Here is a 19622-nt window from a genome sequence, read left to right as displayed (position 1 = left end):
CCCGGGCGCTCCTCTCACCAGCCCGAGCCCGCCACCTGCCGCGTGGTGACGTTGAGGCGGTTCCAGAAGTTGATGGTGGCGATGGACATCACCAGCTGCGCCAGCGCCGGCTCATCGTAGTGCCGGGCGGCCTCGTTCCAGACTTCGTCAGAGACCGGGTCCGCCCTGTCATTGAGCCGGGTGACGGCCTCGGAGAGCGCCAGCGCGGCGCGCTCGGCATCGTTGAAGAGGGGGGAATCCCGCCAGGCGGCCACCGCGAAGGCGCGCTCGTTCGTCTCTCCGGCCTTCTGGAGCTCGCGCACATGCATGTCGATGCAGAAGGCGCAGCCGTTGATCTGACTCACGCGCAGGTGGATGAGGCCGAGCGTCTTCGCGGGAAGGGTGTCCTTCTTCACGCACTTCGCCAGGGCCATCAGGGCCTGCATGGCTTCGGGAACGAGCACCGCGGGGTTCTTCATCCGTGCTTGCATGGAGCTGTCCTTCGAGGCATCAGGTGACCAGGTCACCTCGACCGGAAATCGGTCTTCAATGGGATGACGAATCTCGAAAAGGAGATGTGACCGATGCGCGAACAGGACGGGTTGGCGGAGCGGTTCGAGGCGCACCGGGTCCACCTGCGCGGCGTGGCCTACCGGATGCTCGGCTCGCTGGGCGAGGCGGAGGACGCCGTCCAGGAGTCCTGGTTCCGGCTCAGCCGCGCCGATACGAGCGGCGTGGAGAACCTCGGGGGCTGGCTCACCACCGTGGTCGCGCGGGTATGCATGGACATGCTGCGCGTGCGCGCGGCGCGGCGCGAGGAGGCCCAGGGCGTGCACCTGTCCGAGCCTCTCATCAACCGCGAGGGCGGAGCCTCTCCCGAGGAGGAGGCCCTGCTGGCGGACTCCGTGGGCCTCGCGCTGCTCGTGGTCCTCGACACCCTGGCCCCCGCCGAGCGCGTCGCCTTCGTGCTGCACGACCTGTTCTCCATGCCCTTCGAGGAGATTGCCCCCATCGTGGGGCGCGAGCTGGCCGCGACCCGGCAGCTCGCGAGCCGCGCGCGCCGCCGGGTGCAGGGCGCGGCGGCCGTTCCCGAGGCCGAGCTCCCCCGCCAGCGGGAGGCCGTCAGCGCCTTCCTCGCGGCCCTGCGCGCGGGTGACCTGGACGCGCTGCTCGCGGTGCTGGACCCGGACGTCGTGCTCCGCGCCGACCGCGCCTCCCTGCCTCCGGGGGCACCGGCGGAGATACGCGGTGCGCGCGCCGCGGCCACGCTCGCGCTCAAGGTGTCGCGCGGGGCCCTGGCCGCGCGGCCGGCGCTCGTGGATGGCGCGGTGGGACTCATCGTCGCCCCGCATGGACGGCTCCTCCGGGCCCTGCGCTTCACGCTCCTGCACGGGAAGGTCGTACAGCTTGACGTGGTCGGCGACCCCGCGAGCCTTCGCGAGCTGGACCTGGGGGTCCTCGCCGGCTGAGGCGCCGACTTCGGCATCACTGTCCGCTGGTAGCACCGCCTCCACGCAGCTTGGTTGGCTGGTGGACAGGCTGCCTGGGGTGGGTGCGAGAAGGGTCGATATGTGGAGCGCGGATGGGGGTTGTCCCTGAAGGTGATTTGCCCATGCCCCTGGAACCTGTCGCTCCATTGATGCAGGACTCATTCATCGAGGAGGAAGGCCCACGCTCGCTCTTCTCCGCGCCAACTCTCGAGGAAGCGCTCTTCCTCCTGGCCGACCTGGCCCGGCGCCTGGGCCGCGCGCAGCAGGCCACCGTCACGCTGGCGCCCACCGCCTGCCAGCCCCACGGCGCGTCCGCCACCTCGCTGTCGAAGACCTATCAGGTGTGGGGCGGTTACTCGGTGCCCAGGGCTCCCGCGCCGTCCGCGCGCCCGGACAAGACGCGGTTCCGGCCGGAGCTTGCCGGCAGGGAGCCCCTCTCCTGCTGGGAGGCGCGGGCGACGAAGGCCCGGGGCCTGCTCTCCGTGCCGCTCCCCTGCGGCGCGGGGCTCCTCCAGCTCTTCGACGCGGAGTCGGGCGACTTCACGCCGGAGGACAAGGCCGCTCTCTCCGGACTGGCCGCCGTGGCGGGCATGGCGCTGGAGGCGGTGCGGCTGCGCGAGGAGAACGCGGCGCTGCGCCGCAAGGTCGACGAGTCCGAGGCGCGCTTCCAGGCGCTCGTCGCCGCGTCGAAGCAGGTGGTGTGGGTGACGGATGGCCAGGGCGCCATCACCCGACTGTGCACCGCCTGGGGCGACTTCACCGGGCAGCAGTGGGAGCAGTACTCCGGCTGGGGCTGGATGTCCGCCATCCATCCCGAGGACCAGACCCGCGTGGCGGATGTGGTGCGCCGCACGTTCCTCACTCGCGGCATCTATGAATGCGATTACCGGTTGCGGCGGGACGACGGCACGTACTTCCCCACGCGCGCGCGCGCCGTCCCCATCCTGAGCGAGGATGGCACCCCGCGCGAGTGGGTGGGCATCAACAGCAACCTCACCGCGACGCGCGCACCCGAGGGCGAGCTGGAGCGGCTGCTGCGTGAGGAGCAGGCGGCGCGCACCCAGGCGGAGGCCGCCGAGCAGCGTGCGGCCTTCCTGTCCGAGGCGAGCCGCGTGCTGGCCTCCTCGTCGCTGGACCCGAAGGCCACGCTCGACTCGCTCGCCTGGCTCACCGTGCCCACCCTGGCGGACTGGTGCTTCGTGGACGTCATGGACGACTCGGGCGTCGTGCACCGCATGTCCGTGGCACACGCGGAGCCCGCGGACGAGGCGCTCGCCAGCGAGGTGCGCGACTTCCCTCCGGGGAAGGAGGGCTCCAACCACCCCACCACGCGCGTGGTGCGCCGCGCCGAGTCCGTGCTGGTGCACGACGTGTCGGACGCGTGGCTGCGCAAGGTGGCGGTGAACGACAAGCACTTCGAGGTCATGAAGGCGGTGGGCTTCCACTGCATCATGTCCGTCCCGCTGGTGGCTCGCGGGCGCTCGCTGGGCGCGCTCACCTTCCTCGCGGTGCGTCCCTCGCGGCGCTACACGCAGGCGGACCTGACCACCGCGCAGGACCTCGCGTGCCGCGCCGCGCTCCTGCTGGACAACGCCGTCCTCTACCGCGAGGCCCGCAAGTCCGTGCTCCTGCGCGACGAGTTCCTCTCCATCGCCAGCCACGAGCTGAAGACGCCGCTGACGCCGCTGCAATTGCGCCTCCAGGCGCTGCGGCGCGAGACGCAGCGGGGCACGCCCTCCATCCCCACGCCCACGGTGGCCTCACAGCTGGACGTGGTGCAGCGCCAGGTGACGAAGCTGTCGGCGCTGGTCAGCGGGCTGCTCGACGTGTCGCGCATCTCCAGCGGGCGGCTGTCCCTGGACCGCGAGCCCATGGACCTGGCCGAGCTGGCGCGCGACGTGGTGTCCCGCTTCTCCCTCACGGCCAACCAGGCCGGCAGCCCGGTGACGCTCCACGCGCGGGACGACATGCGCGGCAGCTGGGACCGGCTGCGGGTGGACCAGGTGCTCACCAACCTGCTCACCAACGCGCTGAAGTACGGCGCGGGCAAGCCGGTGCACGTCTACCTCTCCGGAGACGAGGCCCACGTACGAATCGCCGTGGAGGACTCGGGCATCGGCATCGCGCCCGAGCACCTCTCCTACATCTTCGAGCGCTTCGGCCGCGCCGTCAGCGAGCGGCACTACGGGGGACTCGGGCTGGGGCTCTACATCACCCGGCAGATTGTCGAGTCCCACGGGGGAGCGGTCCGCGTGGACAGCACGCCCGGGCAGGGCAGCCGCTTCGAAGTGGTGCTCCCCCGCTGAAGTCCTTCAGCTCCCCATCCGCGCCCTGAGGCGGTCCTTCACGTGGGGGAAGTCCTCGGGGGCCTTCACCGGCTCGAAGCGGCTGGTGGCCGGGTCCACGCGCTCCACCTCGATGAAGGTCACCGGGAGCAGCGGCTGGCCGTCCGGGCGGGTGAGGCTGCTGGCCTCCGCCGTCACCTGCTCCAGCTGCACCACCGACTGGCCGTCCACCTTCTTGGTGACGACGCGGTAGGGGATGGGGATGACCTTGTCGAGCAGGGGCTCCAGGTCGAAGGTGATGTTGTTGGTGGAGATGGTGGCGTGCTTCGTCGGGTCCACCTTCTCCACGAGCTGGAGCATGCCGTTGAGGCGCACGGGCGCGGCGCCCGCGTCCAGCGCGCCGCTGGGGTTGGCGCGCGGCGTCACCTCCACCGTCATCTGCTTGCCCAGCTCCAGGTGCATGCCGATGACCACCGGGTCCAGCGTGGCGGCGAGGTTGTCCACGTTGGAGAAGTAGACCTGCCGCACGCCCTGCTTGCGCAGCGCCTCGCCCACGCCGCTGTCCCGCAGCGCGCGGAAGACGTCGCCATGGCCGGACGGCGCGAAGGACAGCTGGCCCTCCGCGTCGCGCCACAGCTCGTGGGACGCGGTGAGGCGCGGCAGCATGCGCTGGCGGAAGAGGTGCACGTGCTTCGTCTGCTTCGTCTTCTCCAGGTGCTCGGCGATGCCGTCGTACGTGAGGTACGAGGTCATCACCGCCATGGGCACCGGGCGGCCGAAGCGCTCCTCCAGCCGGCGTCCCTCCTCCAGCTTGATGTCCAGGAAGGTGCGCTCGCCATAGACGGGCACCAGCGCCTTCACCGCGCCGCCGAAGCGCGTGCCCGCGCCCCCCGCGACGATGAGGGCCGCCACCTGGCCCTTGCGGAAGGCCTCCTCGCCGCGCGCCCGGTACTTCTCGTAGGCGGGCGTGCCCGGGCGGGGCAGGGGCTGGACGTCGCCTTCATGGAGCGGCTGCAGCGCGCTGGTGGGCGCCGCGGCCGCCATGAGCTCTCCGCGCTTCAGCTGGGAGAGCAGGTCGCGAAAGCTGGCGACGTCGAAGCCGTCGCGCGCGAGCTGGGGACTTTCGAGTTCCGCGTCAGTCTTTTCAGGGGACATGGGCCGAGAGGCTTTCGCGACCGCCCGTGTGAAAGCAATGTCAAAAGCGCCAGGGGCCGTCCGTTCGTCAACGGTGACCGGGAGGAGCGTCCGTCAAGACGCTTCCGGTATAAGAAGGAGGCTCAGGAGGAAACACCATGTCGCGCAAAGTCGCCCTCATCACCGGAGCCTCGGCAGGGCTGGGAGAGCAGTTCGCCCGGTGCTTCGCCCGGGACGGGCATGACGTCATCCTGGTGGCGCGCGGCGCCGAGCGGCTGGAGGCGCTCGCGCAGGCCCTGGAGAAGGAGCACGGGGTGAAGGCCCACGTGCTGCCCGCGGACCTGGGCCGGCCGGAGGCGCCCGAGGCGCTCTTCGAGGCGGTGCGCGCGAAGGGGCTGGTGGTGGACTTCCTCGTGAACAACGCGGGCTTCGGCTCCAACGGCCCGTTCCTGGACCAGGACGTGGCGCGCGAGGCGGAGATGGTGGAGGTCAACTGCACCGCCCTGCTGAAGCTGTCGCACCTGTTCGCGCGGCCCATGCGCGAGCGCGGCGGCGGGCGCATCCTCAACGTCGCCTCCACCGCCGCCTTCCAGCCCGGGCCGTACATGGCCACGTACTTCGCCACCAAGGCCTTCGTGGTGTCCCTGTCGGAGGCGCTGGCGCACGAGCTGCAAGGCAGCGGGGTGACGGTGACGTGCTACTGCCCCGGCGCGACGCACACCGAGTTCGCCCTGCGGGCCGGCAACGCGAAGACGCGCCTGTTCCAGCGGCCCGGGGTGGCGAAGGCGTCGGATGTGGCCGCGGACGCCTTCGCGATGATGATGCGGGGCCGCGTGCTCGCGGTGCACGGCGTGCTCAACTGGCTGGGCGCGGTGATGGTGCGCTTCAGCCCTCGCGCCGCCGTGCGCGCCCTCGCCGCGAGCCTCAACCAGCAAGCCTGAAGGGACGGGCCTGCCCGCCTCGCTTCAGTTGAACGTCGCGGTGAGGAAGAGGTTGCCGCTGACGACGTTCCACTTCGCGGATTCGTCCTTCTCCGCGACGCGTCCGAGCGCGAGCTCGGCGCCAAGGCCCAGGCCCCAGTTCTTGCTCACCCACCACTCCTTGCCGATGCCCAGGTGGAAGCCGGGCCCCAGGTCTGTCTCGGCGAAGGTTTCGCCGTCCTCGTCGATGGTGAGCCGGCTGGCCGTGAGCGCGCCCGAGAGGTAGACGTTGGCGGGCATGAGGTAGTACGCGATGCCCACGCCGAGTCCGCCGTAGTTCTGGCTCACGTCCTCGTCCTGGCCTTCAATCGTCAGGTCACCCACCTCGATGTCCGGGTTCGGTGAGGACGCGCCGAAGAGCTTCCCGAAGAGGATGAGGTTGCGCACGGGCGCGCCGCCGAATTCGACATTGATGCTGCCACCGCCGCCCTTGAGGGCCAGGTCCTCGCCCAACACGCCGGCCCGCGTGTAGCCGCCGCCCAATTGAAGGCGCAGGAAGAAGCCGTCGTGCTCGTGGTAGCCGTCACGGCCGTCACGGCCGCCGCGGTCGTCATCCCGGGCGCTCGCCACCGAAGCCGTGAGAAGCACCGTCGCGAAGATGAAGGTGTGTCGCATGATGAAGTCCCTTGGACAGTTGAGCCCACCCCGGCCGGGGGTGCTGCGTTATGCAGTAGGACGGGCACGGCTGGCCAGTATTCACGCGTGACACCGTGAGTCCTCCGGGCGAGTCGGGTAGCCTCCCACCCCATGGCGAAGACCCTGGACGCAGCCCGGCTGGAGCCACGGACCCCGCGATGGGGAAGGCCGTCATGAGCACCGTCGTCCGGGGGCTGCTCGTCGCCGTGGGGACGTTCGGCGGCAGCCTCATCATCTCCGCCGTGTGGCTGATGGTGGGGCTGCTCATCGCGGGGAAGGCGATGGGGGCCCGCGCGGGCATCGGGATGATGGTGACGCTCGGGCTGACGGCGGCCACCTTCCTGGCGGGCATCGCCGTCGTCTACCGGGGCCTGGGGCGGGCGGGGCTGAACCCGAACCTCCGGCTCGTGGGCTCGGGGGTGTACGGGCTCATCGCCCTCGCGACGCTCGCGCTGCTCGGCTTCATGACCCTGGTGGCCTTCAATCGCTGACAGTGGAGCACGGCGTGCTTGCGCCCCTGTGCGCGGGTGCCGGAAGCTCGCCGCCCACCACCCAGGACCAGGAGAGGGCAGGGGATGACCGTGACTGTGGACCACACGGAGCTGGCGCGCGCGCTGGACTCCGCGCGACTGGAGCGCCGCGAGGTGGCGCCGCTCACCCGCGAGGTGCCGCACCTGGCGCTGGCGGACGCCTACGCCATCCAGGAGGAGGGCCTCCGGCTGCGCCTGGCCCAGGGCGAGCGCGTGGTGGGCCTGAAGATGGGGCTCACCTCGGAGGCCAAGCGCCGGCAGATGAACCTGGACTCGCCCGTGTACGGCGTCCTCACGGACCGGATGCAGGTGCGGGCGGACGGGGTGATTGAGCTGGCCCGGGGCATCCACCCGAAGATTGAACCGGAGATTGCGTTCCGCACCTCGCGCGAACTGGGCGGGAAGGTGACGCGGGACGAGGTGCTGGACGCGTGCGCGTCCGTCTTCGCGGCGATGGAAATCCTCGACTCGCGCTACCGCGACTTCAAGTACTTCTCCCTGCCGGACGTGGTGGCGGACAACTCGTCGTCGTCGCTGTTCGTGCTGGGGACGGAGGAGCACCCGCCGCGCGCCATGGACCTGACGCGGCTGGAGATGAAGATGTCCGTCAACAGCGAGGTGGTGCAGGCGGCGCGCTCGGATGCCATCTCCGGAGACCCGGTGCTGTCCGTCATCCAGCTGTGCGAGCTGCTGGCGCTGCGCGGGCAGGTGCTGCCGGCGGGGAGCATCGTCCTGGCGGGCGCCGCGACGGCCGCGCACATGCTGCGGCCGGGAGACCGGGTCCAGCTCACGGTGGAGGGGCTGGGCTCGGTGGCGGTGTCGGCCGCGTAGCGGGGCTGACATGCCGCCGCCTCACGGCGTCGGTCGCCCCCAGGAGCCCGACGGCGTGTCGGTCGTCACGCGCAGCTCGTGCTCGTTCAGCGCGGGCGCACAGGGCTTGAGCCGCGCTTCGCCGGGCTCGGTGGACTCCAGCACGAAGGACTGGCGCGCCCGGCTCGTCAGCTGCTCCGGCCAGCGGCCCGTCTCCATGCGCTTCAGGTCCGCCTCCACCAGCGCCATCAGCGCGTCATGCTGGAGCCGGAGCAGCTCGGCCCGGTCCGCGTACCGCTCATAGCCAGTCACCTCCGGGCCATCGACGCGGTACAGCGCCCCCGCTTCCTCCGCGGCCAATGCCTGGAACCCCCGCCGCCGCGCCTCGGGCTCCAGGTCCGCCACCGTCACCAGCGCGTCGAACGCCTTGACCGTCCTCCGCCAGGACAGCCGCGCGTCGAGAGGATTGTCCGGCCCCATGGCACCGACCGGCCCCTCGAGCAGCTTGTCCCGCGCCCCGGTCGGCAGCGCGCCCAGCAGCTCCGCCGGGAACAGCCCACCGAAGAAGGAGAGCTGCACCGAGGCGGACTCCTCCTTCATCGTCCGTGAGAAGGGCACGAAGCCCTCCGCCAGCCGCGACAGCTGCGTCACCGCGCTCCGCTTGCGCTCCACCGGCGCCGCGTCCAGCGCCGCCGCGCAGGGCCGGTACAGGTCGCCGTAGCCCGTCGCAGAGAGCATGTGTCCTATCAGCCCGCCCCCCAGCGCCAGCTCCCGGCTCAGCGCCAGCGCGTCCACGCACGTGTCCACCGCCTCCGCCGCCCGTCCCCCTTCGAGCCGCACGCGCGTCTCCAGCGCCGCCAGCCGCACCACGTGCAGCATCGCCAGCCTTCCGTCCATCGCATGGGGGTGGTTCGGAGACGCCAGCTCGCGCAGCCCCTCCGGCAGCCCGCCTTCCTCCGCGTGCGTCGCCGCCAGCACCCGCGCCACCAGCGCCCGGCCCTGCTCCAGCGTCTCGCCGCACCTCGGCGGCAGCTTCGACAGCGGCTCCCGTCCCTCCACCACGGCGCGGCACGGCCAGCGGCCATCCGGGGCCTGGAGCCGCTCGCGCTGCTCTCGGTACAGCCGCGTCACGTCGCCCAGCAGCGGCTCCAGGTGCTCGGCGAAGGTGCCGGGCACCGCGGGCGTCACATGCGAGGGCCGGGGATGCCGCGCCCGCGTCAGCCCGTCCACCTCGCGCACCAGTCGCTCCGCCAGGGGCCCCGTGCGCAGCGTGAGGTACCCAAGCCCCCCGAGGCTCGCGAGGACGATGGCGAACACGCCGCCGACAATCGCGAGGAGGGGACGGGAGGAAGACATGCGGGGGACTCCAACGGGGATGCCCGAGGTTGTCACGAAACGCCGTGCCTCGGGACTTCCCGCGGACTTCACCGTCCGTCCGGGGACCCTCCACACCAGCAGGGCCGGAAGAAACCCGTGGGGTTGCTTCACCCCTGCCCACCCTGCTCAATGCTCCAGCGGGACTCCGGCGTGCTCCAGCTCCACCGGCGCGAGGGGCACCGTCGTGGGGCCCAGGCGCTGCAGCAGGTGCTCCGCCAGCGTCCGCGCCTGGCCGCGAATCTCCGGGACGGCCGTGGTCTCCCACAGCTCGCCCCGGCGCGGCGGGCCCAGCGTGTAGAGGCGCGCGGAGGCGTGGCCTCCCAGGTCCAGCAGCGCGCCATGCGCGTCCGTCGCCAGGCCCATGCCCAGCATGTCCGGGCACACCCGCCCCGCTTCCACCATGTGCTTGAGCAGCGGATGGCCCCGGGTGATGGCGCCCTCGGGGCCGGTGCAGTTCACCACGTGCTGGACGTGCAGCACCTCGCCCTCCGCGTGCCCCCGGGGACGCAGGCGCACCTCCACCCCCGCGTCCTCCAGTTGGAAGCCGCGCACCCGCGCCGCGTGGAGGAAGAGCCGGCCTTCCTGCCGCAGCCGCGCCACCGTGTCGCCGATGCTCGGCGCCATCCGGTGCCGGTGCACCTCCCAGTGCGAGCGCAGGTGCCGGAGGAAGCGGCGCCGCTCTCCCACCGTCAGCCGGTGCCACAGGGGCACCGTCGCCGGCCGCAGGGCGTCCACCACCGTGCGCCAGTCCGCGCCCGCGTCCGTCGCGCGCTTCACCTCGTCGCGCATGATGCGCAGCACGGCGCGGATGCGGATGGGGATGGGATGCAGGCCGCCGTCGACGCCCACGGGCGCTTCACACTCGCGCAGGACTTCCTGGCGCAGCGCGCGCAGGACGTCCCGGATGCCCGGGGACGCGTACGTCGTCGGACAGTTCAGCGAGCCGAGCCGGTGCACGTGTGGCAGCAGCCCGTGTCGCGACACCGCGTGGATGACGCCCTGGTGCCCGCCCTCCTCCAGCGACAGCACCGTGTCCACCATGGTGAGGCCCGTGCCGATGAGCAGCACCGTGTCCCGGGGCCCCACGCCTTGCAGGGCCCGCGCCGCCCAGGGGGAGCGGTGGTAGCGCTCGCTGGCGTACAGCCCTCCGTCCGGCACCCGCAGGTCCGCCGGCAGCGCGTTGCCCAGCGCCAGCACCGCGAGCCGCGACTCCAGATTTCCACCGTGCGACAGCGACAGCCGCACGTGGCCCGCTTCCTCCTCCACCGACAGGACCTCGGCGCGGAGTGTGTCCAGCTGGACGCCCGGGGGCGCGCCCGCCGCCAGCTCTCGCAGCAGTGACTCCAGGTAGAGGCCGTACTGCTGGCGGGGAACGAAGTCGCCGGGGGCCGTGTCGGGCCGCGTGCGGCGCAGCCAGCGCAGGAAGTGCTCCGGGTCATCGGGGAAGGCCCCCATGCGCGCCGCGGGGACGTTCAGCAGGTGACGCGCGCTCGTCGTCGAGTACGCCAACCCACGGCCCGGGGGCCCGCTCCGCTCGACGAGCACCACCCGGAAGGGCGCACGCGCGTTTTTCAGGAGGTTGACCGCCAGCAACGTCCCGCTGGCTCCTCCTCCGACGATGGCCACGTCACAACCACTCTGTGCTCGCACGCCGCAATCGTATGTCGCATGCCTCCCAGAGGCATCTTCCGCGGTTGCCCACTGTCCAGGCGTCACAGATTGCGAACGGACAGCTCACCCTGGCCAGAGTCGGAGGCGATGTCCACACTCCGACCCACAGCCCGGGAGGAACCATGCGCGAGCATTCGAGCGAGGAAGGATGCGAGGGCTGTCCCAGCTCCTCGGAGCTGCTTGGCTGGTCGCTCCCAGAGCGTGCAGAGGAGGTCCCCAGCCTGGACTGGCTCGTGGAGCGGCTCCGCTCCAGTCGGCCGGACTGGCGGCTGCTGGAGTCGCTCGTGCGCTTCGACCCGTGCGGCTACTCGCGGCGCGTCGTGCAGCGGACCGCGGCGTGTGAGCTGCTGCTCGTCTGCTGGCTGCCGGGGCAGGTGTCGCGAGTCCATGACCACGGTGGTTCCTCCGGTGTGTCCTGGGTGGTGCGCGGCCGGCTCCACGAGACGCGCTATGCGTGGGGCGGAGACCAGCTGCTGCCCGCCCTCGGGACGGGAGCGGAGGAGGGGGACTTCCTCCTGGAGGAGTCGGAGACCATCCACCGCATCCATAACGCGTCCCGCCATGGCGCCGTGTCGCTGCACGTGTACGCGCCGCCCATGGTGGGGATGACGCGGTACGACGCGAGCGTGCCCCCGTCGCTGGACGCGCAGCTGGCGCTACGGGGAATGCTCAGGCCGCCGCGTCCGCCTGCGGCCTCGGAGGCTGCGCGACGAAAGCGCCCGCCACGGGCAACGTGACGCGGAAGGTGCTCCCGCGGCCCGGCTCGCTGTCCACGGTGAGCGTGCCGCCCAGGGACGTGACGATGCCGTGGCAGACGGCGAGTCCCAGGCCGGTGCCCACGCCCAGGGGCTTGGTGGTGAAGAACGGGTCGAAGATGCGCTCGCGGTGCTCGGGAGAGATGCCGCAGCCGGTGTCGCTCACCTCCACCACCACGCGGCCGGGGAGGGCGGCGCGGGCCACCACGCGCACCTGGTTCTCCTCCACGTTGCCAGTGGGGATGGACTGGGCGGCGTTGAGCAGCAGGTTGAGGAACACCTGTCCCAGCCGCGAGCCGTTGCCCTGCACCGGCGGTATGCCCTCGCACTCCACCACCAGGGTGGCCCGGTGTCGCAGCTCGTGCATGGCCATCTTCGCGGCCGTGCGCAGCACCGACGTCAGGTCCGAGGGGCCGGTGCCCACGTCCTCGGCGCGCGAGAGCGACTGCAAATCCCGGACGATGAGGCGGATGCGCTCGGCGCCGTCGCGCGTCTCCGCGAGGGCCTCCAGCACTTCCTGGCGCTCCTGCTCGGACAGCTGCGCCTTCTGCTGCAGCTCCTGGTGGATGTACTCGAGGTTGCTGAGGATGAAGGCGAGGGGGTTGTTGATTTCGTGACCCACGCCCGCGGCGATGCGCCCCAGCGCAATCAGCCGGTCCGCGAAGAGCAGCTGGGCCTGGGTGGCGCGGAGCTGCTCCAGGCTGCGGGACAGCTTGGCGTTGGCGGCCTCCAGCTCCGCCGTCCGCTCCCGCACGGTCTCCTCCATGGAGGTGGCGTCCCCATGGGCGCCCCTGGAGCGGGGGAGCGAGGGAGCGCCGTGCAGCGCATCGAAGGCGCGCCGGAGCGTGCCGCGTCGCTGCGCAACCGCCGCCATCAGCAAGAGCCTCGCTCGTAGCGTCATCACGTCCAGCTCCGGCGTCCGGTGTCTGCCCTGGACGAGACCCGGACTCGCGGCAGACCCGCGCAGTCAACACCGGCCTCAGGGTAGGGGGCAAGGGAACCGAGGGGAGGAGCCGGAGCGCCCCACGCTACCCTGCCAGGGTGCTCGTGGGTGGGCTTCCTGCTCACGTGTGGCGGCGTTGGCGAGTGGATGTTCCCGGGGCTCCGGTGGGGGGGCGGTGGGCTCACGGTGCAATGGGTAACAGCTCCGGGAGGCGTGTGGGCTTGCGGTGCTGTTCGTGGTCGTAGAAGCACTCCGGCCCGAGCACGGTGATGAGGCGGTGCTCGGCGGCGTCGCCCTCCGGCGTCAGCGCTTGGGTGGGGAGCTCATAGGGCTGGACGAGGACGCGCCCGTCGCCGAGCTCCTGGTGGGTGCCAGGGGGGAGGGACAGCAGGCGCGCTCCGAACATGCGGACGAAGGGCGGGCCGAAGAAGTTGCGCCAGTAGAGCCCGGCGAGGCCTTCGCTGGGGTCTCGGACGGTGAAGGTCCGGACGGAACCGAAGCCATCGGGACTGGGGACGAGCCGCAGCGTCTTGCCGTCCAGATCATCGGCCGTTGCTGCTTGAGCCAGCGGTGAGTCCATCAGTCGCATGACCTCGGCTACCTGGTGCAGGTGGGCTTGTCGCCACTCAGCACTCCCGGCTTCGGCCACGGAGGTGTACCACGTGAGCGTGCCCACGAACGGAGGGGCATCCGGCAAGGTCGGGGACAGCATGATGAAGTCACGGTCTGTCCGGGCGAGCACCGTGATGCCCCGGCGCATGGAATAGAAGTTCACGAGCGCGTCGTAGTCGAGGTGACGTGGGTTCAGCCGTTCATCGGTGAAGACCCGCCCGTAGCGCAAAGGTTGGAACCAGCGGTACTCCTCGAAGATTCGTCGCAGGAGTTCCCGCACGACCGACGTGGAATGGGGCGCCGGGGGTAACCAGAAGGATGTACAGATGCTCTGCATTCATGCTCTCAAGTCCGGGGGACACCCCACACCTTTCAGGGAAACGTGACGTTGCCCAGGGTGATGGCGCGCCTACCGCCTGCTTCCCAGAGCGACAGCGTGAAGGTGCCCAGGGTCTGCTTGGGGTGGACCTCGGCTTCCACGACGATCCGCTTCGTTTCATTCAAGAGGAGGGGGGCTTCCTGCCACACCCGCACCACCCTCAGCGGCACACCCGCCTTGTCTTCCAGTGACGCGCCCTCTGCCTGCCATGATTGGAGCTTCGGATTGGAGAGCCTCAGCTCTACCGCCACACGGTTGGCGGCGCGGTAGGTCCATGCACTCTTCGCGGCAATCGGATTCCTCGGTAGCTGGATGAGCTCACGCCCGACTTCCCGGACGGGAACTCCATCTGAATTCAGGTGCCCCGCCACCAGCAGGCCGGAGAGTCCGTCCACTCGCTCGGGTTCCGCACGCAGGCGTTCCAGTTCCTGAACGCACTGTTGGCGCTCCGCGTGCATTCGCGCCAACTCCTGCTGAAAGGACTCCAGGGTGCGGGGTCTCCGGTGGACTTCGACCTGGCGCTCGACCAGGGCCGGAGGGACAACCCTCAGGAGGAAGATGGCGCTGGAGGGCGCCGCACCATCCGCGAAGTGGGCTGTCAGTCGGACCTGCTCTACGTCGTGCAAGGACTCCGCGGGCACCAGTGTCAGGACGGCACCATCCACGCCCACGGCTCGGAAGTGCTCGCGTCCCTCCACTTCAATGCGACCAGGTGGCAGGTCGAAGAGCAGCACGGTGGCCACGCCCGGGCTGACGCGCACCTCGGGCATGTCCCCGCTCCGTCGAGCGAGCAGTTCCACGTGCCGTACGCCTCCTGCTGAAACTTCCGTGGCGGGTTGCGCGAAGGCGAGGGACGCAGAGAGCAATGCAAGCACCCGGATGGCGGCGGAGAACGGACTGGTCACGAAGTGAGACCTCGGGCGACGGTCGGCAGGGGACCTAGTCGAAGCTCGTCACCATTTGCACGGTTTGCGCGGACCAGATGCGAGCGGTGTCCGGGCCCAGGCTGTTGGGCTCGGGTTCAATGCCCGGCTTGAATCGCCGTTCCCGCTCATCGACTCTCACCAGTTCCAGGCACACCGGGAAGCGCTCCTTGCCACCCTTCGAGTATCCCTCGGTGAAGCGGCCATAGACGCGGTCTCCAAGCATGAGGCGTCCTTCCAGGATGCCGTTGTTGAGTTTGCCCAGGGATGGGCCCACATAGACACGCACTCGTTGCTCGCGCACCGTGACGACCGCGTTGGGCTTGGCCATTTCGAGGAAGTAGATATCCCCGGTTGCCCCCATTCGAATCTCCAGCTTCTTCATCGCCTCCACCGCCCCCGGAGGACACTCCTCCGGAGCGGGAGGCGGGGGCCGCAGCTGCGGACTGCTGGCGCAGGCCAGCCCCGTGCACACAGCAGCCGTGCGTACGGCGTTGGCCATCGACTTGAGGGCTCGCGGCTTCGGGGTCGCATGCGGCGGCGTCGCTGGCGCGTCGGGCGACTTCTTCACATTCACGGGCACGTCTTCCTCCTGCGGTGGCGTCGCGGATGAAGCGACGGCCGCGGGTGGACGCTCTGCGAGCCTTGGCGCCGCGGCCCGTCCACTCTCCGGCGGCAGGTCCACCGGGGCCACTTCCCGGCCGGGAAGCGCCCCCACCCTGGAGCCGCCCAGCGCCGTGAAGCTCGCGGGCGGCCGCCACCCGAGCGCCAGCAGCACCGCCACCACCAAGCCCAGCGCCATGCCCAGCACCGCCGTGGCCCGGAACATGGCGCTCGCGGCGGGCGCGGGCTCCGTGGCCGGACGCGCCCGGACCTCCAGCGCCGGCACTGCTGGAGCCCGTGCCTCCATCACCCGCTTCGCGCGCCGCCCCCTGCGAGGTGGCCCGCCGTGGCCCGCGCCCTCCCGCACCCAGGCCTCCAGCGAGTCCTGGCCCTCGTCCGACGGCGTGTGCTCCGGCACCCACGCGTCCAGCGCCTCGGGGTGGCCATCGGGCGAAGGCACCTCGGGATGCGCCTCGCACAGCGGCTCCTCCCACCGCGCATCCGCCCCGGCCAGCACCGCCTCCACCTCCTCGCGCAGCCCCCTCGCGTTGCCCCGAGCCTCCGGCTGCTTCGACAGGAGTCGCAGGCACAGCGCGCTCAGCTCCACCGGCACACGCGGGTTGAGCACGCACGGCGCGACAGGCTCGACGGAGATGACCGCATCCACCTCCGACGGGGCCTCCGCCCCGGCGAACGGGTGGCGCGCCGTCAGCACCCAGTAGAAGGTGACTCCCAGCGCGTACAGGTCATCCGCGGCCGTGGCCGTGTACCGCTCTCCCGGACGGGCGGCCCGCCGGAAGGCCAGCGCCTCGGGGCTGCGATACCTCGGCGTCCCAGGTGGCAGCACCCCGGAGGTGAGCCTCGGCGCACCGGCGTAGGCACCCACCCCGAAGTCCACCAGCACGGGCTCGCCGTCCTCCTCCCGCACCACCACGTTGGACTCCTTGATGTCCCGGTGCAGCACCTGCGCCGCGTGCGTCGCCTCCAGTCCGCGTGCCAGCCCGCGCAGCAGCTCCGCCGCCCGCCGTGCGCTCGGGTTCTCCTCGTCCACCCACCGCGACAGCGTGCGGCCATGCACGTACTCCATGGCCAGGTAGAACCAGCGTGGCGACTGCTCGGGGTACAGGCCGCACCCGCGAAAGCCCACCACGTTGCGATGCGTGAGCCGGAGCAGGATGGAGACCTCCCGCTCCGCCCACTTCCCCAGGGACTCCAGCGGCTGGAGCTTGAGGGCCACCACCGCGCCACCCCGCGTGGCCCGGTACACCACGCCATACCCGCCCGTGCCCACGAGCCCATCCACCGCGAAGCCGGCGATGTCGGTGCCCTCGGGTGCATTCAGGAAGTGTTGACCGTTCATTCGGCCCCCGGCGCCGGAGGTCTTCGGCAGACAACCTTGGGAATTGCCTCACTCTAGCAGAACCTCCTGGGTTCGCACTCGCGGCACGCCAGCACGGCGGGCGCCGGGCCCGCCGGGTGGCGCGGGAGGGCACCGGGGCGGCAATCTCCGCCGCGTGTGCGACACCGTCGGGAGGGCGCCCCGACGGGCTCCTGGGGCGCGCTCCCCAGGTCCAGCAACCGGGCCCGCGCGGCCTCATGAGGCGTGCCGCGCCCGTCCCCAGGTGCTACGGGCAGGTCCCGCAGTCAGCCCTGCAGCTGTTGTAGGCGGTGCCGGTGCCGCAGCGCTCGGTGAACTGACACACGCCGTCGCCACACTGGTAGATTTCCTGCGAGCGGATGCGCGTGACGATGGGCCGGTAGTGCTTCCCGTTGTACGTGCACCGCAGGTAGTACGGCTTCGGGTCGGAGCTGGTGCCGGCGAGCTCGCACAGGTCCGAGCACATGCCCATGTGGACGATGGGCGGGCACTCGGAGGACGTCGCGCTGGAGGACAGGCCGCAGGCGCGCGAGGTGCTCTCGCTAGAGTTCAGGTAGCCCTGGTCATTGGCCGCGTAGATGCCGGCGCCGTTGAAGAGGTTGCCGAAGAAGCAGGCCTCCTTCTCGTTGAACTTCGACAGCTCCGAGGTCGTGTAGGGGATGACATTGCCCTGCGCGGTGCGGCCCAGCACGGAGATGGGGATGTTGATGCCGTACTTGTTGGTGTGCGCCGCCAGGCAGGCGGACACCACCTCCTGCTCCAGCTCCGTCGCCGTCGAGCCCGAGGACCAGGCCGGCGCCAGTCCCAGGCTGCCCGCCCAGGTGTACGTCACCCCCGTCACCGGGTTGGTGAAGGTGCGCGTCTGCCCCGCCGGCACCGCGCACTTCACCACGTACTTCATCACCGCCGCCGCGTTGGTGATGTTCTGGTTGAACCACGTGGAGAAGCCATTCGTGGACAAGCCATTGGTGGACAGGCCATTCGTGGACAAGCCATTGGTGGACAGGCCATTGGTGGACAGGCCATTCGTAGACAGGCCATTGTCTGTCTCCTCCTCCCCCCACACCACGCCCAGCTCCGCCTCCTCCGTTCCCGGCCCCCCCGCCGGTCCGCATGCCCCGCCCCCCAGCCCCAGCGTCAGTCCCAGGAATCCCCAGGCGAGCCACCTGCTCCGGCTCCATTGAGTGCAGACACCGCGGACACTTCCAGACTGCTCGGCTGGCGTGATGCGCATGACTTCCCCCCGCTTGAGGCGTCCGGTGGGGCCGGACGCCGTGGCGCCCATCAGTTCCAGCGTGGGGAAAGAAAACCGCTGTCCCTGACAGGTGAGGGAAGTGTGAAGGGGCAGGTCGGTGCGATGAAATGCGACCAGAGCGAAATATTGCCGCCTGGGTCCAAACGCAGACACCCGGTGTGTGTGGTGTCAGACGCGGAGCCACCCTGTTGCCCAGGGTTCAACGTCTCACACGTATTCCAGGGTGTTACTCAGGTTCTGGAAATTCCAGCGCCAGGGAAGCGGCGGGGGTGAGGGCAAAGCCATCCGCGGCGCGCAGCCTCCAGGCGCCGACGTCGGTGACGGGGCCGCCCACCACCTCGGACTCGCCCGAGTCGCCGCGCGTCTCGGCCTGGCCCAGGTGCATGCACAGGTGGACGTGGGCATTCACCGGGTCGGCCAGCTTCTGGGCGCCGCCCTGGAGGATGCGCAGGGAGTTCTCCGCCTCGCGCAGGTACGCGGTGCGCTCCGGGCTGGGCGCGCCATTCTCCAGCGGGCGGATGGCGAGCAGCGTGGTGCCGGACTGGAGCGCGAGGAGGAAGCCGCCGCCACGCAGCCCCTGCTCCAGCCCGTCCAGCACGTCCGCCAGCACGGCGTAGACGGCGTCGTCGTCCTGGGCCGCCGAGGCCAGCACCACCTCGCAGTGGACGGCGAGCGCGAGCCGGGTGCGGCGGGCGGGCTGCACGGGCTCCTCGGCGGCCTCGCTGAGGGCGGCGAGGCAGACGCCCACGCTGCCGTAGCGCCGGCTGCCGTCCTTCTCCAGGCAGCGCAGCACCACCGCGTCCACGGCCGGGGACACGGGCGCAATGGCGCTGGGCCGGGGCGCGGGGGCCTCCAGGTGCAGCCGCTCCAATTCCATCCGGTCCTCGCACTGGAAGGGATAGCGGCCGGTGAGCAATTGGTGCAGCAGCACGCCCAGCGCGTAGATGTCCGTGTGCGGGCCGATGGGGCCGCCGCGGAACTGCTCGGGCGCCATGGCGTGCGCGGTGCCCAGCCGCTGGCCGGCGATGGTGAGCCCCTCCTGCGCGGGCTCCGCGTGCAGCAGCTTGGCGATGCCGAAGTCGAGCAGCTTCACCCGAGGCCGCTCTCCCTCCTCCATGACGAGGACGTTGCTGGCCTTCAAGTCACGGTGGACGACGCCCGCCTTGTGGGCCGCGTCCAGCGCCGCGCACACCGGCTCCAGGTACGCCAGCGCGCGGGACGCGGACAGCCTGCCTCGCTCCTGGACGACCTGGCTCAGCGTGCGCCCGGTCAGCAGCTCCATGACGTAGTAGGGGCTACCGTCCGGCATCAGCCCGAAGTCGTAGACGTCGACGATGTTGGGGTGGTGGATTTGGTTCACCACCCGCGCCTCGCGCACGAAGCGCTTGAGCATCTCCCCCTGGTCCGCCAGGTGCGGGTGCAGCACCTTCACCGCGGCCCGACGGCCGAGAATCCGGTGTTCGGCCTCGTACACACTGCCATGGCCTCCCGAGGCCAGCAGGGCCTTGAGGACGTACTCACCGGCCAGCGTGCCAGGTCCCCGCTCGGCCTTCGCAGTGTCACGCTCTCGCGCGAAGGCACCGAGGTCCGACCGGGCCTGGATGCGGAAGGTGCTCTCGGAGTCCGCCGCCATGGGTGGACGACTCTACCACCCTTGCCCAGGTCATCGCTGCACGGCCCGGGCCTCGGGGGCTCGCCGCGTCGCGCCATCTCCAGCCGTGCGTTCACCATTCGTCAGCTGGGAGCCCGCGGGGCACGCCGGGTGTCGGCTGGCATATGCTCGGGGTTCCCACCACACCCCGGGGGATTGGACGGCCAGTGCCGGGGCTGCTGGATTCCGGGACGTGGCGCTACACGCGGTGACAGGGGCTGGGTGGGTCGG

Annotated in this window: 17 protein-coding genes; 6 read left to right on the top strand and 11 right to left on the bottom strand. The window is 70.9% G+C overall.

What is annotated here, in order from left to right:
- Positions 1-14: 14 nt before the first annotated feature.
- On the bottom strand, positions 15-470 hold the full coding sequence (locus G4D85_RS05095; protein ID WP_164008395.1) for a carboxymuconolactone decarboxylase family protein: 456 nt from the start codon (positions 468-470) through the stop codon (positions 15-17).
- 93 nt (positions 471-563) lie between these two features.
- Here G4D85_RS05095 and G4D85_RS05090 point away from each other — a divergent pair, with 93 nt between their 5' ends.
- Both G4D85_RS05090 and G4D85_RS05085 read left to right on the top strand, forming a co-directional pair.
- Positions 564-1448: a sigma-70 family RNA polymerase sigma factor gene (locus G4D85_RS05090; protein WP_164008393.1), complete on the top strand. Its 885-nt coding sequence runs from the start codon at positions 564-566 to the stop codon at positions 1446-1448.
- Between the two features lie 143 nt (positions 1449-1591).
- Positions 1592-3775: a sensor histidine kinase gene (locus G4D85_RS05085; RefSeq protein WP_164008391.1), complete on the top strand. Its 2184-nt coding sequence runs from the start codon at positions 1592-1594 to the stop codon at positions 3773-3775.
- Positions 3776-3781: 6 nt separating this feature from the next.
- On the opposite strand, the gene G4D85_RS05080 is transcribed toward G4D85_RS05085, so the two are convergent.
- Positions 3782-4909, bottom strand: a complete 1128-nt coding sequence (locus tag G4D85_RS05080; protein WP_164008389.1) for a UTP--glucose-1-phosphate uridylyltransferase — start codon at positions 4907-4909, stop codon at positions 3782-3784.
- A 137-nt stretch (positions 4910-5046) separates the two neighbouring features.
- On the opposite strand from G4D85_RS05080, the gene G4D85_RS05075 reads away from it, so the two are divergent.
- Positions 5047-5829, top strand: a complete 783-nt coding sequence (locus G4D85_RS05075) for an SDR family NAD(P)-dependent oxidoreductase (protein ID WP_164008387.1) — start codon at positions 5047-5049, stop codon at positions 5827-5829.
- A gap of 24 nt (positions 5830-5853) precedes the next feature.
- Here the strand turns inward: G4D85_RS05075 and G4D85_RS05070 are convergent, their stop codons facing one another.
- Entirely contained in the window at positions 5854-6483 is a 630-nt protein-coding gene (locus tag G4D85_RS05070; RefSeq protein ID WP_205525420.1) for a hypothetical protein, read from the bottom strand.
- 194 nt (positions 6484-6677) lie between these two features.
- Here G4D85_RS05070 and G4D85_RS05065 point away from each other — a divergent pair, with 194 nt between their 5' ends.
- Together G4D85_RS05065 and G4D85_RS05060 are read left to right on the top strand one after the other, a co-directional pair.
- Complete coding sequence (locus G4D85_RS05065; protein WP_164008385.1) at positions 6678-6995, top strand: hypothetical protein; 318 nt, start codon at positions 6678-6680, stop codon at positions 6993-6995.
- Positions 6996-7079: 84 nt separating this feature from the next.
- Positions 7080-7865, top strand: a complete 786-nt coding sequence (locus tag G4D85_RS05060) for a 2-keto-4-pentenoate hydratase (protein WP_164008383.1) — start codon at positions 7080-7082, stop codon at positions 7863-7865.
- A 21-nt stretch (positions 7866-7886) separates the two neighbouring features.
- Here the strand turns inward: G4D85_RS05060 and G4D85_RS05055 are convergent, their stop codons facing one another.
- Complete coding sequence (locus G4D85_RS05055; protein WP_164008381.1) at positions 7887-9200, bottom strand: hypothetical protein; 1314 nt, start codon at positions 9198-9200, stop codon at positions 7887-7889.
- A 147-nt stretch (positions 9201-9347) separates the two neighbouring features.
- Positions 9348-10871, bottom strand: a complete 1524-nt coding sequence (locus G4D85_RS05050; RefSeq protein ID WP_240359073.1) for an FAD/NAD(P)-binding protein — start codon at positions 10869-10871, stop codon at positions 9348-9350.
- A gap of 143 nt (positions 10872-11014) precedes the next feature.
- Between G4D85_RS05050 and G4D85_RS05045 the strand changes: the two genes are divergently transcribed.
- Positions 11015-11629, top strand: coding sequence for a cysteine dioxygenase (locus tag G4D85_RS05045; protein ID WP_164008379.1), 615 nt, complete (start codon positions 11015-11017; stop codon positions 11627-11629).
- On the opposite strand, the gene G4D85_RS05040 is transcribed toward G4D85_RS05045, so the two are convergent.
- The 6 genes from G4D85_RS05040 to G4D85_RS05015 all read right to left on the bottom strand — a co-directional run bounded on the left by G4D85_RS05040 (position 11562) and on the right by G4D85_RS05015 (position 19373).
- Positions 11562-12548 (bottom strand): sensor histidine kinase, encoded by a 987-nt coding sequence (locus G4D85_RS05040; protein WP_164009145.1) that lies wholly within the window; start codon positions 12546-12548, stop codon positions 11562-11564. The genes G4D85_RS05045 and G4D85_RS05040 overlap by 68 nt on opposite strands.
- Before the next feature lie 223 nt (positions 12549-12771).
- Entirely contained in the window at positions 12772-13482 is a 711-nt protein-coding gene (locus G4D85_RS05035; RefSeq protein ID WP_164008377.1) for a hypothetical protein, read from the bottom strand.
- Positions 13483-13574: 92 nt separating this feature from the next.
- On the bottom strand, positions 13575-14456 hold the full coding sequence (locus G4D85_RS05030) for a DUF2381 family protein (RefSeq protein WP_240359126.1): 882 nt from the start codon (positions 14454-14456) through the stop codon (positions 13575-13577).
- A 64-nt stretch (positions 14457-14520) separates the two neighbouring features.
- Complete coding sequence (locus tag G4D85_RS05025; RefSeq protein ID WP_164008372.1) at positions 14521-16467, bottom strand: serine/threonine protein kinase; 1947 nt, start codon at positions 16465-16467, stop codon at positions 14521-14523.
- 265 nt (positions 16468-16732) lie between these two features.
- Positions 16733-17554: a hypothetical protein gene (locus G4D85_RS05020; RefSeq protein ID WP_338052863.1), complete on the bottom strand. Its 822-nt coding sequence runs from the start codon at positions 17552-17554 to the stop codon at positions 16733-16735.
- Between the two features lie 412 nt (positions 17555-17966).
- Positions 17967-19373, bottom strand: coding sequence for a serine/threonine-protein kinase (locus tag G4D85_RS05015; protein WP_164008368.1), 1407 nt, complete (start codon positions 19371-19373; stop codon positions 17967-17969).
- Positions 19374-19622 lie beyond the last annotated feature (249 nt).

The sequence above is a fragment of the Pyxidicoccus trucidator genome, assembly GCF_010894435.1.
Lineage (GTDB): Bacteria > Myxococcota > Myxococcia > Myxococcales > Myxococcaceae > Myxococcus > Myxococcus trucidator.
Note: the sequence above shows the minus strand (reverse complement) of the source record. Positions and strands in the feature narration are given on the sequence as shown.